The sequence below is a fragment of the Halalkalicoccus sp. CG83 genome (assembly GCF_037081715.1).
GTDB lineage: Archaea > Halobacteriota > Halobacteria > Halobacteriales > Halalkalicoccaceae > Halalkalicoccus > Halalkalicoccus ordinarius.
The window spans coordinates 1,577,372-1,592,020 of record NZ_JAZDDH010000001.1; the positions used below are offsets into that span (position 1 = coordinate 1,577,372).

14 protein-coding genes, 1 tRNA gene and 1 pseudogene are annotated in these 14,649 nt (G+C 62.3%); 3 read left to right on the top strand and 13 right to left on the bottom strand.

Annotated features, from left to right (window positions below):
- Positions 1 to 51: 51 nt before the first annotated feature.
- The 9 genes and pseudogenes from V0Z78_RS08155 to V0Z78_RS08195 form a co-directional block, all read right to left on the bottom strand.
- Positions 52 to 2,382, bottom strand: a complete 2,331-nt coding sequence (locus V0Z78_RS08155; protein ID WP_336344135.1) for an AAA family ATPase — start codon at positions 2,380 to 2,382, stop codon at positions 52 to 54.
- On the bottom strand, positions 2,383 to 2,829 hold the full coding sequence (locus tag V0Z78_RS08160) for a phage tail protein (protein ID WP_336344136.1): 447 nt from the start codon (positions 2,827 to 2,829) through the stop codon (positions 2,383 to 2,385).
- Between the two features lie 11 nt (positions 2,830 to 2,840).
- Positions 2,841 to 2,996, bottom strand: a pseudogene (locus V0Z78_RS08165) (DUF6760 family protein); the annotation flags it as partial.
- Positions 2,993 to 3,457 carry a hypothetical protein gene (locus V0Z78_RS08170; protein ID WP_409338728.1) on the bottom strand — a complete coding sequence of 155 codons (465 nt, stop codon included), beginning with the start codon at positions 3,455 to 3,457 and terminating at the stop codon, positions 2,993 to 2,995. The pseudogene V0Z78_RS08165 and the gene V0Z78_RS08170, both read right to left, overlap by 4 nt.
- Positions 3,458 to 3,486: 29 nt before the next feature.
- Positions 3,487 to 3,927 carry a phage tail protein gene (locus V0Z78_RS08175; protein WP_336344139.1) on the bottom strand — a complete coding sequence of 147 codons (441 nt, stop codon included), beginning with the start codon at positions 3,925 to 3,927 and terminating at the stop codon, positions 3,487 to 3,489.
- A 12-nt stretch (positions 3,928 to 3,939) separates the two neighbouring features.
- Positions 3,940 to 5,463 (bottom strand): phage tail sheath family protein, encoded by a 1,524-nt coding sequence (locus tag V0Z78_RS08180; protein WP_336344140.1) that lies wholly within the window; start codon positions 5,461 to 5,463, stop codon positions 3,940 to 3,942.
- A 99-nt stretch (positions 5,464 to 5,562) separates the two neighbouring features.
- Positions 5,563 to 6,180: a hypothetical protein gene (locus V0Z78_RS08185; RefSeq protein ID WP_336344141.1), complete on the bottom strand. Its 618-nt coding sequence runs from the start codon at positions 6,178 to 6,180 to the stop codon at positions 5,563 to 5,565.
- The gene (locus tag V0Z78_RS08190) at positions 6,173 to 6,784 is read right to left on the bottom strand and encodes a DUF4255 domain-containing protein (RefSeq protein ID WP_336344142.1); all 612 of its coding nucleotides are present in this window, start codon (positions 6,782 to 6,784) and stop codon (positions 6,173 to 6,175) included. Before V0Z78_RS08190 ends, V0Z78_RS08185 begins: the two co-directional genes overlap by 8 nt.
- Positions 6,785 to 7,498: 714 nt before the next feature.
- Entirely contained in the window at positions 7,499 to 7,765 is a 267-nt protein-coding gene (locus tag V0Z78_RS08195) for a hypothetical protein (RefSeq protein WP_336344143.1), read from the bottom strand.
- A gap of 609 nt (positions 7,766 to 8,374) precedes the next feature.
- Between V0Z78_RS08195 and V0Z78_RS08200 the strand changes: the two genes are divergently transcribed.
- The 3 genes from V0Z78_RS08200 (at position 8,375) to V0Z78_RS08210 (ending at position 11,012) form a co-directional block, all read left to right on the top strand.
- Complete coding sequence (locus V0Z78_RS08200; protein ID WP_336344144.1) at positions 8,375 to 9,043, top strand: hypothetical protein; 669 nt, start codon at positions 8,375 to 8,377, stop codon at positions 9,041 to 9,043.
- Positions 9,044 to 9,255: 212 nt separating this feature from the next.
- The gene (locus V0Z78_RS08205; RefSeq protein WP_336344145.1) at positions 9,256 to 9,627 is read left to right on the top strand and encodes an SHOCT domain-containing protein; all 372 of its coding nucleotides are present in this window, start codon (positions 9,256 to 9,258) and stop codon (positions 9,625 to 9,627) included.
- 176 nt (positions 9,628 to 9,803) lie between these two features.
- On the top strand, positions 9,804 to 11,012 hold the full coding sequence (locus tag V0Z78_RS08210) for a hypothetical protein (protein ID WP_336344146.1): 1,209 nt from the start codon (positions 9,804 to 9,806) through the stop codon (positions 11,010 to 11,012).
- Between the two features lie 249 nt (positions 11,013 to 11,261).
- On the opposite strand, the gene V0Z78_RS08215 is transcribed toward V0Z78_RS08210, so the two are convergent.
- From V0Z78_RS08215 to V0Z78_RS08230, 4 genes are all read right to left on the bottom strand, one after another.
- A tRNA-Glu gene (locus tag V0Z78_RS08215) sits at positions 11,262 to 11,336 on the bottom strand.
- Between the two features lie 49 nt (positions 11,337 to 11,385).
- Positions 11,386 to 13,359 carry a 3-hydroxyacyl-CoA dehydrogenase/enoyl-CoA hydratase family protein gene (locus V0Z78_RS08220; protein WP_336344147.1) on the bottom strand — a complete coding sequence of 658 codons (1,974 nt, stop codon included), beginning with the start codon at positions 13,357 to 13,359 and terminating at the stop codon, positions 11,386 to 11,388.
- A 110-nt stretch (positions 13,360 to 13,469) separates the two neighbouring features.
- Complete coding sequence (locus V0Z78_RS08225; RefSeq protein ID WP_336344148.1) at positions 13,470 to 13,799, bottom strand: hypothetical protein; 330 nt, start codon at positions 13,797 to 13,799, stop codon at positions 13,470 to 13,472.
- A 49-nt stretch (positions 13,800 to 13,848) separates the two neighbouring features.
- The gene (locus V0Z78_RS08230) at positions 13,849 to 14,610 is read right to left on the bottom strand and encodes an SDR family oxidoreductase (RefSeq protein ID WP_336344149.1); all 762 of its coding nucleotides are present in this window, start codon (positions 14,608 to 14,610) and stop codon (positions 13,849 to 13,851) included.
- Between the last annotated feature and the right edge of the window lie 39 nt (positions 14,611 to 14,649).

Sequence of the window (14,649 nt, forward strand, 5' to 3'; positions counted from 1 at the left end):
CCGCGTCGATTTCGTGTTCGAGGGTGGATGCCCTCGGTTCGGCGCCGTCGTTCATCGCGATTCACCCACACACCTACTGTACTCGCCGAACCGTTCCGGAGGCGAGAGCTTCCCGGTCTTCTCGAACTCGCGTTTCGCCGCCGTAACGATGTGTTCCATCTCGACGCGGTCGTCGCCGTTGGCCGCGAGGAATGCGGCGGTCAGTGCGACGTTCCTGATGCTACCCCCGGCGATTTCGAGCGTGGAGAGAAACTCGTAGTCCAGGTCGCCGAGCGGCGTAGCGTTCGGGAACACGTTCCGCCAGATCGCCGCTCGCGACCGCTTATCGGGGAGCGGGAAGTCGATGCAGACGTGGATCCGCCTGCGGAACGCGTCGTCGATGTTCTGATCGAAGTTCGTCGTGAGAACGACCAGTCCCTCGTGTTCCTCCACGCGTTGAAGGAGGTAGTTCACCTCGATGTTCGCATACCGGTCGTGAGCGTCGGAGACCTCCGAGCGCTCACCGAAGAGAGCGTCCGCCTCGTCGAACAGTAAGATGGCATTGCTGTCGGTCGCCTCGTCGAAGATCCGGCCGAGGTTCTTCTCGGTCTCGCCGATGTACTTGCTCACCACGTTCGCGAGGTCGACTTTGTAGAGGTCGAGTCCGGTCTCCGCCGCGATGATCTCGGCGGCCATCGTCTTTCCCGTCCCGGACGGACCGCTGAACAGGACGTTGAGCCCGTTTCCGCGGGAGAACTTCTCGGCGAATCCCCAGTCGACGTACACCCGGCCCCGCCTGGTGACGTGGGCCGCGACGTCGCGCAACTGCCGCATCGTCTCCGGAGGGAGGACGATGTCGTCCCAGCCGTAGCCGGTCTCGATCTTCCGGGCCAGCGATCCCAGCTCCTTCGTCGTCTGGCGCCGGCAGCCCTCGTGGATGGCCGCTGCGTCGAGAGCCGAACCATCCGAGAGCGTCTTGGCCGCCGCGACGGCGTCGTCGATCTGACCGCTGGTGAGCCGGAACGTAGCCGCGAGTGCGTCCGGGTCCACGTCCGAGGAGAGCTCGGTCACCTCGCGCCACCGTGAGCGCCGGAGTTCGTAGGACGGCATCGGGAGGTGGATCGACTCGAACTCGTGACGGGCGAGTCGTAGCGATGGGTCGAGCGAGAGCGGGCCCACCCCGAGCAAGAAGACGTCGCCCGAGAAACCGTCGAGGGTGCGAACGAGCGCTCCGAGGTCGACGTCGTCGCGATCGCAAAGCGAGTTGACGTCTTCGACCTGCAATGCGGCCGCTTGCAACATCGCTTCGCGCTCGAGCAGCCGAACCGTCTCCCAGTAGTCCGGTTTGGCGAGCATGCTCGCGTCGATCCGAAGGATCGACCGCCCGGCGGCTGCCGCCAGCGCCCCGGCCGCCGTCGACTTTCCGACGCCGGGCGGTCCGTGAAGGGACGCGATCAGGAGCCGTCGGCCGCACTCAGATTCGTCGGCGTCCGATAGCTGGTGGGGCGGCGAGCCGTCCTCGGTGGCGGTTACCGCCTGGGCGCGTTCCAGTTCGGCGAGCCTCGCGGCCGCCGACTCGTCGACGAGTAGGTCGTCGATCGACGCCGACGGGGTCCGGACGTCGGCCGTGTTGGAGAGTTCGGTTGCCACGACGTCGGTACCGAGCAGGAACGCCACGACGCGCTCTTCGACGGCGACGGTCCGGGCGGCGTAGGGCGCACGCTCGTCGCCGGCGAGCCGGACAAGCCGATGACGACGCAGCGGCGAGTGCCGCGAGAAGACCTCGCGGGCGGCCAGACGGTCCGTCTCGGTATACTCGAGGACGGCGAGTGCCAGCCCGATGGTCGGCCGTGTCTGGGTAACGTCGTCCTCGAGGTAGCCGTAGATCCGCTCGTATTTCCGGTCGAACTCGGGTGCGAGCGCAACGAGCAGTGCGTCGACGTGTCGCGCCTCGAGATCGAACCGGTCGACGAGCGTCCGCAGTCGGAGTTCCGAGCCGGCCCGCGCGGTCGTAGCCTGCCGGGCGTTGATCGCATCGGTACGCTCGTCGAGCGCCTGCACGAGCCCGGGATGAGGATCGCGGCCACGGTCGAGACGCCCGCGCTCGCTTGTCACGGGTTGACCGCGATGACCCTCGAGACCCCCATCGGGTTCGCCGGGTCCGGCGGTCACGGAGTCACGCTGATCGTCTCGAATGAGCACTGCGAGGAGGCTCGCCACTTCCTCGTCGGAGACGAACATTTTCCGCATCCCGTCGGGGGTGGCTCCGTCATCACCCCATAACGACTCGAGGTGCATCCGCAACAGGACGTCGAGCCGACCGAGTTCGTCCTCGAGGTGCTCGAGGGCGTCGGCGTATGGCCTCGCGGTCGGCCGGCCGTCCACGTCGGTCGAGGGCGACATCTACGGCAGCCCCTCCATTTTCGAGAGGCCGCGGTGGGTGAGTTCGAGACGCTCGATCGCGACGTCGGACTGGTCAGCGTCGAGTTCCGGTCCGCTCCACGCCACGGGGTAGGCGTCCAAGAACTCCCACCCCCACGACTCGGCACCGGCGGCATCGAGCAGTACGATCCGGCCGCTCCGCCGCCGGACCGTCCCGTCCCGCACCTCCTGAACCCATTCGAGCAGCTCCGAGGAGTCCGTCAGGCCACGTTCTAGGACGATGTCGGGGTACTCGAAACGCTTCGGGAGCGTGTGCGTGTGAGTGTTCACCCCGCCCTCCTCGTAGTCCTCGGTCGACAGGCCGACCTCGAGACCGGACACCGACGCGAACCCCGCGACAACGAGCGAGTCGAGTTCGACGAGGAACCTGAACCCGAGGTACGGATCCGTCCGTTCGCCGGCTGCCATCAGCGATGCTCCTCGTCCATCCGTTCGTTGATCCTGCTGATCTCCTCACACCAGCGTTGCCGCTCCCAGTGTGGCATCGCGAGCACGTCGTCGTGTCCCCAGTTGAAGTGATAGGCGACGAACGCGACCTCCCGGTAGAGCCGACCGATTGGATAGCCACCCGTCATTCCGTCGAGTTTCCCGTCTTCAGCTCCGGGGTCGCCGTTGAGTCGGCGGGCGAACCCGTCTCCGGGCCCACCGCAACCGCGAAGTTCTCGCCGCACTCCGGGCAGACCGCGTCAACCGCGTTCGCGGTCCGCGCGTTGATCCGCTCGTAGAGGTCCTGAAGGTACGCTAGGTCGGAAACGAACAAGTCCTCGACGATCGCCGGAGTGACCTCCGGCAGCGACCCCAGGCTCGTCACGACTCGTGACAGCAGGATGACGGTGAGGTACGACTCGTTGGACTGAACGCGTGGATCGGTGAGGGGCTTGATCTCGTCGGCCGCGGACGCGAGCCGCATCCGGCCCTCCGTATGGCATGTCCCCTCGTCGTCCACGTATCCCCGCGGCAGGATAAACTCGAACTCGGTCTGCAGCGTTGACTGTACCGTCTGCGCTGTCGAGGAGTGTTCGTCCGGCAATCGCATGCCGTCGCTCGGGGGTCGCTGCTCGCCCGTCACGCGGTTCGCTCCATGCCTTCGTGGTCGATTTCCAGGGATTCGATGGCGATCTCGTTACCGGAGGCGTCCAGGTCCGGGCCGTCGTACTGGGTGGGCCAGGCCGCTCTGAACTCCCAGCGCGGACCGGGTTCGCCCTCCTCGTCGAGGACCACGACAGCGATGTTCCGTCGAGCGGCGTCGACGTTCCCCTGTTCTACGAGCCGGCGCCACTCGAACAGCGCTATAGAGTCCTCGCTGGTACCGCGCTCAAGCGTCAAGGTACCGTAGGAGTTGAGACTCCACAGCTTCCGAACTGTCGGTGGGTCGGTTCCCTCCCTGTATTCGACGGCCTCTGTCGAGTTTTCGGGGAGCGTACACTGACTGAACCCCGCTATGGCGATGCCGTCGATCTCGAGCAGGTACCTGACGTTCCGATATGGGCCGTGTCTGTCTGGCATTGGTGTCCTCTGTTAGGCCTCCGCACCACCGGTCGACTGTGAGATCCGGAAGATGACGAACTCCGCAGGTTTGACGGGGGCGACCCCGATCTCACAGATCAGACGACCGTTGTCGATGTCGTCTTGGGTCATGGTCGACCGATCACACTTCACGAAGAACGCTTCCTCCGGCGTGGTTCCCATGAGCGCACCGTCCTCCCAGACGCGAGTCAGGAAGTTAGTGATCGTCTGGCGCACTCGAGCCCAGAGCCGCTCGTCGTTGTTTTCGAACACCACCCACTGGGTACCCCTATCGATGGAGCCCCTAAGGTAGATGAAGAGCCGGCGGACGTTCACGTACTTCCACTCAGGGTCACTGGACATGGTTCGAGCGCCCCAGAGACGGATCCCTCGACCGGGGAAGCTCCGGATACAGTTGACGCCCTTCGGATTGAGGACGGCCTGTTCCTCCTTGGTGATCGACAGTTGGAGCTCCTGGGCGCCGCGGACGACCTCGTTCGCCGGCGCCTTGTGAACTCCTTTCCGTACGTCGCTCCGTGCGTAGATACCGGTGATGTGACCCCCGGCAGGAACGAGCTTCGGATTGTTCGTTACGGGATCCCGGATCCTGATCCAGGGATAGTAGAACGCGGCATACGAGCTGTCGTGAGGAGGGGCGAGACTTCCGGTCGGACCGGCGTTCTGCTTGGCTTGGATGACTGCGAATCGGTCGGTCAGGTTCTCACAGTGCGTGATGAGTTCCTCGGTCAGATCAAACAGTGCGGGAATGGCTTGGTCCGGAGCACAGACAATGGAGATTCCGTCTATCGCCTCGAAGGCTGCGAGCCCCGTTCGTTCCCCCGGCGTGTCAACACCTTTGTAGTGATCGACGGTAACGGTGCCGTCGTCGTCAGAGACGGTCAGCAGTGAGGTCTCGTTGACTGGTCGACCAAGCCCCTTTCTACCGACCGTAACGTAATCGGAGATATCGTTGAGCCGTGTTTCGTAGTAGTCACTGGAGGACTCGTCAGGCGAGAGGTTGTCGTACACTTTCTCGTGGTCGGGATCGTCTTGCAGGGCGACGATCTCTGCATCAGTAGCGTCATCCGGTGCATCCTCCATCTCGGTCCAGTACTGGACGGTGAGCTTGAAGAGCTGGTTTTCGTCTTGTTTGAACAGCGTCGCGTCCTCGACGATCACGGCGACGTTGCCACCCCACGACCCGGGGCCGACTGCGGTAACCTCGAGTACGTTCTCGTCCTCGGCGTCGAGGAGGGTCGCTGTGGCGACATCGGTCGCTGCGGTGACGCGACCGACGTAACACCTCCCGCCGCCGTTGCTGAAGAACCCCTCGACGGCGTACGCGAGATACCGATTCTCTACGAAGCCGCCGTACTTCCGTCTGAACTCCGGGAAACTGGTGACGAGCCGTGCGCCGGTACGACCTCGCTCCGTCTCTCCAAGGAATCCAGCCGTACTGGTGCTGACACCCTCGATGGGTTTTGGCCCCCGTTCGACTTCCTCTACGTATACGCCCGGCGCATGATATTCCGGCATATGTGCCTCTCCCAACCGGTCGGTCCGGTCATGGTACTAGTTCACAATGGTTATCTATATAACAATTCCTGTAACGGTCAACTAGATATTATATTAAAATCACCCAAGTACAATATTATATCTAGTAATCGATCCTTCTTCCAGAGGCTGGCGTACCGTCGTGCTCCCGTGGTTCGGGTGAGCCACGTGAATTTCCGGATCGTCGCCGTCGATCCGGATCAATCTGGTTCCATCGTCAGTCCGGTGGACATCTGCTGGAGTTATGTTTTTGATGAATAGAACAAACTCACCGTTCTCGTCCGTCACGGTCTCTTCGTCGGTGTCGCGAATCGAGACGGTAGCACTCTCGACCTGGTCCTCGGAGTCGTCAACGACGAACCCACGGAGGAGAGTTGCCCCCGAGGGGAAGCGATAGCCCGGCGACGGCGTCACGTCGAGCTGGACTGCGGGCGGGTCGAGTTCCGTCGGATCGATCGTCTCCTTCAGGTCGAAATATCCGTCCCCACCGTCGACGACGACGGTTAGCGGATCGTTCGGGAGATCCAAGAAGAGATGAAACCCGCTTGGATTCCTTGCCGGCACCGTGTCGACGTCCGCTGCACTGACCGAGAGTCTCTCTTCCGGTTGCTCTCCGGTGAACGTATCGATGAGTTCCACGGCAACGGTCAACCGTGTAGTGGTACTGCCGACCTTTAGAAAATCGACTCGATCACTCATGCGGGTTTCCCCGACCGGTACGCGTGTACTCCTCGACAGTTCGTTCTCGGACGCGGGCGGTAGTCCGCTCACGGGTGGATTCAATGGTGATAGGCGTGACGAGATACGAGACCGACGGTTGGTACGGTTTCTCGGCGAACGTATTCCAGATATTCAGGATCTCATCCGTCGGTTTTGGGTCCTGCAGTACGCGGAACTCCTGGCTGCCGGCGAGACTGCCCGTGAGATCCGATCCACGTAGGACGGGGGTATCGTGGAGGACCTGCATCGCCCGCCCCAGGACGCTGTGCTGTTCCTTCGTCGTCGAGGTCGGATCACCGCTCCCCTTCGAGGGATGAGCGGTGAGCAGGTAGTGGAGATCCAGTTCAAGCGGCGAGTTACGGACTCTCTCTGGACTGACCATACGTCGCTCGACGTTCTTGCGGTGGCCGTCCTCGGCAACTCGGAATAGGAAAAGGCTGAGTCGAATGTCGTCACCCGACCCGACGTCACCCGGCGAAACGAGTGCGATCTCCTTCTCCCGCGATATCAAGTCGCCCATCCGATCGCGGAGCATCGTGACGAGCGTCCCACCCACGTCTGTGATAGCTTCGTACTCGGCCATTCGTCACCGACTCCGGCTGGTAGACGAGAGTACGGCATGTCGATGCACACGTTTGGCGACGGCAAACGAACGATCATCCGGTCGAGCAATGACGGCTAAGGACCGGACTTGTGACCGGTGTTGCGGGCGAGGAAAACCGTGGCGAATCATCCAATCACTCCATTCAATTAGGTAACACCTTCGTAAAAATCTTTCTGAGCGTTTTCGATACTGTTCATCGATAACAGTCGATCGAGGGTTCGTTCGTACAGTCGATCGTCGTTAAGGATCTGTATTCTCATGGTAACGTCCAACACAGCAATCTACGTTTAACGGAAAAGCGTTGGTGCATGAGAACACCTGACCAGCAGCGTGAGGTCAGTCGATGATACCGTAATCGTTAGAGCACCGGGATCGGCCTAGGTGCAGTGGCTACACTGCCGAGAACATCGACCGTCGGCCCCTCGCTGTTCAAGACACCCACTATTCAGACCATCGACAGTGCAAAACGATCGTTGCCACGGGGAATCTCCACAAGTATCGTTCCGCGTTCAACCCGAGATGTCGGAGAGGCGTGCCGGGCGTTGGCCAGAATGGGACCCACCGATCCCGATCAGGCTGTCTCGTGTTCTAGAAACGGCTCACTCCGGCTTGTTCGGGAAGCGTTCTCGAGAACCGTTCGCTCACCGGGAGATCGGGTAGAATGCTACTGACCTCGGCGTTCGATAACCGTGATCATACCGGATCGTCTGGTTCGTGTTTCTCTTTCATTCGCTCGACTTCAGTAGCGTATCGTTCCCGCACGTCCGGGTCATCAACGGACGCGAGATTGTCGGGAGCAACGGTCTTCGCGGCAGTCACCGTATCGAGCGCTTGTGAGGCGACCTCTTTCTGGAAGACTTTCTCTCCGCTGGGCGTCGCGTATTTGAGAATGATTAGATCACGGTCGTTGTAACCACGCTCAACTAGCCATACCCGAACCTCGTCTGTTTCTGCCGTCATAGCCCAGTATACGAAACGGATGAAGTTACTCTCTGGGTTGCTTCACGACGTTGATGTAACTGATCGGACGACGCCGTAGCTCTTGAGGTCTTGAAGTGAGTTCGAGACGTGAATGGCTCACACCGTTTGTACTCCCGAGCTGACCGCCATGGTGAGTTTGGACTTCGAGATGAAGTGACGTCCGTTTCTATCGCTCGATTAGATCAGTGAGCAGCGTACGAACGGCCGTAGTCGGTAACTCGTGGTAGTTGCTAGATAACCAACGAAGTGCAGCCGAAGTGAGGCCGGGCGGTGAACGACGTCGTAACGTGGAGCAGTAGCTTCAGCCGTCCCAGTCGTACCTGGAGATCGACCAGTACCTCCGTCCAACGGAGTTCGATACCGAGGAGGTTTAACTTCGGAGGGATCGTTACGCTACTCGTGTGGAAGACGTCGGTTCGTGCGGTGACAGTAGGCCTTAGCGCTCTCGGTATAGCTGCTGGCAGCGCTCTCGGATGGGCCCGCCGTAGCACGCGTGATATCCCTCTCTCCTCTCTTCACGGCGATCGTCATATCGATCCAACGTGGCCAGAACGCACCGGTGTTCGTGGCGATCGAGTCTCCGGTGAAATGAGTTCTCTGGAGGACTACGCCCGCCCCGGATTTGATCCAGATGCCGTTCATCCTGATGTACGCGCCCTCTACGAGCAGACGGCTACCTTCGAGATGACGATCACCGCAACGTGGCACTTCCCCTACTCGCTCGGCGCGGGCTTAGCTAGTCGGTGGACCGGTCGGATCGAGCAACTGAACCTCCCAGGTCCCGGTGGCGACTCGAAGCGTGTTTCTAGCGATCTGTTTACACTGGCCGAGTCGGCAGCGTCGACCGATCCACGAGATGAACCACGGGTGTGGATTCGCACGGACACCGAGACTGGAGAGGGTGTGTTCGTCGCGATCTACGCCAGTTACGTCGAAGACGACGAGCGATTCGTCAATATCGCGGTCCCGTTGCCGAGCACGAATCTCGCTACCGTCCTCCGAATGGATCACTATGGCGAGGGCGTCTCCCTCACGACCGACTCTCCTACCGGTGGGCTGTATCTTCATACCAGTCTGGGGGCGTTCAAACTCCCGGCTGGCCAGGAGTTTCGCGTTTCACCGGTCCGGGATTCCGCAGTCTCGACTCGTACCGATGCTCGAAACGGGGCCGATGTCCTCGCGAACCAGCGCATCTACGTTCTCGGGCTGCCACTCGTGACCATTCAGTACGCTGCTATACGAGAGTCACACGCGTGAGGCTGGCTATCCATCAACGAGCTGGGTGGAGATCCCGAGATCGCAGCGGAAGCAGTTAGACGGGAGTTCGCTTAGGACGCTCTTCGTAGCGCAGACTCGGCCTTAGACGTTCGTTCTCTCGAGTCCGTAACCACGGAGGGATCGTACACTCGGGGTTAACGAATGGGACGCCACTCGTAGCAATCCTATTCGATGTCGCCGTCCCCGTTCTCGTGAGCGTCGTTTTCTCAGTCGTCCTGCTGACACTCTCCGGTATTAGCCTGCTCTGGATCATCGTCCAGAATGTGTCAATCCTGCGAATCGAACGGATCGCAACGCTCGTAGAGCGGGTCGAACAGACGTATCCTCCATTTCGAATTCTCGGACTGTCGGATTTCCTCTCACCGCCGAAACCGTCGGCGGACGAGCAGGCTGAGCAGGCACTCGCTGATCTGAAGCAACAGTATGTGGATGGGGAGATCACTGAAGCAGAGTTCGAACGCAAAGTCGATCGGCTCGTCGCGAGCGAGTCGATCGATGAGGTCCGTGCCGCCCATGAACGGAAGCAGGTGAAAGACGATACCGCAAGTAGCAACCGAATGTAGAGCTACGATAGCTGGTTACGGACATCGCTGGAGCGGATGTCGTCCATGCCGCTATCCCGACTATCGAACCTGGCGTCGGCACGGGATGTGGTCTTCCCCGCCATTAAGGTCGTTCGCAATGGACTGCGACCGTGATGAGCACTTCCCGATCGGGCCAACGCGAGGGTCGCGCACTGGTGGCGGCCGAATGCGAGGGGTCGAGTGACCTGCAGGTCGATGTTGGGGTGTTCATCGCGCACGCTCCAGGGACGGACCCGGATCGACTCCAGTCATTTGCTGCGCGGGCGGCCGAGGACGCAGTCGATGAACTGGCATCGGCCACCGACGTTACGTGGCGGTTCTATCTCGAAGATCCTGCGCGGCTCCCTGACCACGACCGGCGCCGGCCATCGGAGTTCCTCGATCGGGCCACCCACCGGATGGTCGAGGGCCCGTACGATCTGGTCGTTGTGGTGACGGATGTCCCCCTCGTATCGAGCAGGGAGCGATTCGTCCCCGGTCTAGCATCACCGCTCTCGCGTGTCACTGTTCTCTCGACGCGAAACCTGCGGAGCGCGCCCCGCGGCGAGCCACGACGCTCGCTCGATCACGAGGCTGTCCGCTGGAACGCAGCGACACTACTAGTCCACCTCGTCGGACACGTGCTCGGCGCTCGTCACCGCGACGCCGATAGTGGCGTCATGGAACCGTTCCAGTTCGTTTCGGAACGGCGAGATGTCCCACCGATCGACGCAGACGTCGAGACAGTCCTCCATCGAATCGCTAGAGAGATTCCTGCGGTCGAGACCCACCCTCGAGGATCGCTAGCGCGGCTTGCCTTCCACGCGAGAAGTGCCGTCCAGAACCCTGGGCGAATTCTGCAGGCGCTCATCAACAGTCGGGCACCCTTGCTGCCGCTCTCCTTACCGAAACTGTCGACGGCGGCGGTGGCACCGACGCTCGTCATCGTCTTTAGTGCCGAGTCCTGGGACGTCGGCTTTCATATGGATAACGTGACTGCGGGACTGTTCGCGGCTATGAGTATCCTCATTGCTGCCGTCTACCTCCTGTTCGCTCAGAACCTTTCCTTCCCACGAAAGCAACACCAGATCGTCACCGAGCACACGGCTCTGGTCAATGTTACGGTCTTTCTCGTCCTCGTTTTGGCGATGCTCGGCCTGTTCATGCTCGTGTGGGTGATCATTCTCGTCATCGAGATGGTCGTCTTCCCGCCGAATCTAATGTCCAACTGGCCGAGCTTAGAAGATCCAGCGGTGGGATTCGTTGATCTCGTCCGGACGGGCGCGTTCATCAGTACCATCGGCGTCCTCTCTGGCGCACTGGCAGGCGGACTGGAGAGCCGGACCATCGTCAGCCACCTCACCCTCTTCCTCGATCGGCCGTAGCCCATCCTGGCCCATGGAACAACCGCTGCCTCAGGACGGGGATGCTGTTCGGAAGGTCGTTCCGTCGAGTCGAATCGGATGGTGCCATGGCGGATTTACTTCTGGTTATCCATGGCAGAAAACTGCAGAAGGGAAATGCTCGGTCGGGGATTTGAACTCGTCCGAGAACCCGGCCTGCGGCCGGAACCTCCGTCTGCTCAAATCCCTCGCTGTGCGTGTTTTCGCGCTCACTTCGTTCGCTTGAAAACATGCTCGGTCGGGGATTTGAACCCCGGTCATCGGCTCGAAAGGCCAATATGATTGGCCGGACTACACCAACCGAGCGCTGCATCCTACGGTTCCCGTCAGATTCGTTTAAACGTTCCGTTTCGCCCTACTCGCCCTCGAACTCGGGCTCCCGGTCGCCCTGGAAGGCCGACAACCCCTCCATGAAGTCGTCCGTCGTGAACAGGTGACCGAACGAGCTCGCCTCGAACTCGAGGCCGGCGTCGATGTCGTCGCGGCCGGCGAGCACGGCACGCTTCGTGTACCGCTGGGCGATCGGCGGACCCGAGGCGAGTTCCTTGACGAGCTCCCGGGCGCGCTCCTCGAACCCGTCGGCGTCGACGACCTCGTTCACGAAGCCGTAGTCGCGCATCGTCTCCGGGTCGTAGTCGTTGCGTGCGGTGAAGATGATCTCCTTCGCTCGACCCTCGCCGACGATTCGTGGGAGACGCTGGGTGCCACCCCATCCGGGCATCAGCCCGAGGTTGTGCTCCGGTTGGCCGAACCGGGCGCGCTCGCTGGCGATGCGCAGGTCCGCACAGGCTGCGAGTTCCATTCCGCCGCCGAGACAGTAGCCGTCGATCGCGGCGAGGACGGGCATCGGGACCTCCTCGAGCCGGCCGAACACGTGCTGGCCGAACCGCGATACCTCCGCGGCCTCGATGCCGTCCTCGGCCGACGCCGACGACGCGTCGAAGCCGGTAGAGAACGCACGGTCGCCGGCGCCCGTGAGGAGGATCGCCCGCGCCTCGCCACCCTCGGTGAGCCGGTCGAGGGCGTCCTCGAGCTCCTCGAGCATGGCGGTCGTGATGGTGTTCATGCGATGGGGACGATCGATGACGATGCGGGCGACCCGGTCGTCGATCTCGACCTCGATGGCGTCGTAGTCGTATCCCTCTTCCACTCCGCTACCGGTGTCCTGTTCGTGGAAGCCGCCCTCCTCCGCGCGATCCCGCAGATAGTCCACGGGCTCGTAGCGTGCCTCGCCCGACTCCTGGTGGAGCTCCTCGAGGGTCTCGTACAGCGCCTCGATGCCGAAGTCGTCGGCCATCTTCACGGGCCCGTCCGGGAACCCGCCGCCGAGCATGACCGCCTCGTCGATGGCGTTGGCCTCGGCGACGTCGTTACCGATGAGCTTGGCGGCTTCGTTCGCCATCACAGCGAGCAGCCGTCGTTCGACCTCCTCGCTGCCGGCGTCGGTGGGGATGTCGACGCCGCCATCCTCGTAGTCGTAGAACCCCTTCCCGGTCTTCTTCCCGAGCTCTTCGTTCTCGACCTTCTCGACGAGCAGCGGGCAGGGCTCGTAGGCCTCGCCTAGCGTCTCGTGCATGTAGTCGAGCACGTGGTAGCTGACGTCGACGCCCACCTGATCGGCGAGCTCGAAGGTACCCATCGGCAGCCCGATGTCGAACTTCGCGGTCGAATCGACCTCGGCGACGGTGGCCACGTCGTCGTGGACCAGCCAGGTCGCCTCGTTCATCAGGGGCACGAGGATCCGGTTGACGATGAACCCGGGGCTGTCCTTGTGAACGCGAACAGGGGTCTTATCGAGGTCCTCGGCGAGCTCCTCGGTCAGCTCGAGGGTCTCATCGGCGGTGTGGGCGCCGGAGATGACCTCGACGAGCGGCATGCGTACGGGCGGGTTGAAGAAATGCATCCCACAGAAGCGCTCGGGACGCTCGGTCACCTCCGAGAGCTCGGTGATCGAGAGGCTCGAGGTGTTGGTCGTGAACATCGCGTGTTCGGGCGCGTACTCCGAGACCTCCTCGTAGACGTCCTTCTTGATGTCCATCTGCTCGGGGACCGCCTCGATGAGGAAGTCCGTTCCCGAGCAGGCCTCCTCCATGTCGACGACGGGCGTCACGCGATCGAGGGCGGCGTCGGCCTCCTCCTCGGAGAGTTGGTCCTGTTCCGCGAGCTTCCCGAGGCTCCACTCGATCTGGTCGTAGCCGTTCTGCACGAACTCCTCCTTGATGTCGCGCATGTAGACGTCGTAGCCCGCGATCGCGGCGACCTCGGCGATCCCGTGGCCCATGTTCCCCGCACCGAGAACCGTGATGGTGTTGACGTCGTCTAGCTCCATATGGCCCACTGCAGCACCGACCCGTTTCAACGTTTTCATCGGCGGGATTTACGACTCGTCGGCGGTTCATCAGTGCAACTCAGGACGGAGAGCGACGTCGGATTCGGCGATCAGAACTGGTAGCGCCGCTCGTTGCCGTCGGACGAGGACTGGGCGACGCTCCCGCCGGACATATCCTCGTAGGTCATCCCCGAGAGGTACTCGTCGTAGGTGACGTCGTAGCCCCGGCGGAGGTGGAGGTCGAGCGCTCCGGAGTCGGTGGTCGACTGGAAGAACAGGTGGATCGCCCGGCGGACGAGCTCGTCCGTCTCTTCGGGGTCGAGCGCCGCACTCAACAGCGCGAGTTCGGTTCTGGTCTGGCCGTCGAGCGAGACGGGGTGTTCGTCGCCCAGCTCGGCGTACGCCGACTCCACGTCCGAAGAGAGCTCGTCGAGGCTCATGCCCGAAGGATCGCCAGCCGTGGGAATACCGCTTTCGACTGGACCGCGGCTACAGCTCCTGTCGGGTCGGCCGGATCAGCAGCTCGTTGACGTCGACGTGTGTCGGCTGACTCACCGCATAGCGGATCGCACGCGCGATGTCCTCGGCCTGAAGCGGCTCCATCCCTTCGGTCATCTGCTCGACCATCTCCTTCTGGTCCTCGTCGGGGATGTGTTCGGGGAGCTCGGTGTCGACGACGCCCGGCTCGATCATCGTCACGCGGACGTCGGTATCGACGAGCTCCTCGCGGAGCGACTCCGAGAAGCCGTTGACGCCGAACTTCGAGGCGTTGTAGCCGCTCGAGCCGGCGTAGGCCTTCCGACCGGCCACCGACGAGACGTTCACGATGTCGCCCGAGCCCTGCTCCTCCATCACGTCGGCGGCGGACTGGCTCGCGGTCATCAGCCCGAGGACGTTCACCTCGAGCATCTGGCGCCAGTTGTCGGGGTCGGCCTCCGCGACGGGTTCGAGCAGCATCACGCCGGCGTTGTTCACGAGCACGTCGAGCCGGCCGAACTCGTCGACGGTCGTCTCGACCATCTCGCGCACCGCCGACTCGTCGGTGACGTCGGTCGGGATCGTGATTGCCTCCCCGCCCTCGGTCTGGATGCGGTCGGCGAGCGACTCGAGGCGGTTCTCCCGGCGCGCGGCGAGCGCGACCGACGCGCCCTCCTCCGCGAGTAGTTCTGCGGTTGCCTCCCCGATACCGGAGGACGCACCGGTGACGAGCGCGACGCTACCGTCGAGTCGACCGTCAGTAACGGATGCCATCGATCTCCCTATCGTCGTGACGGGAAAAAGACCCCGGCT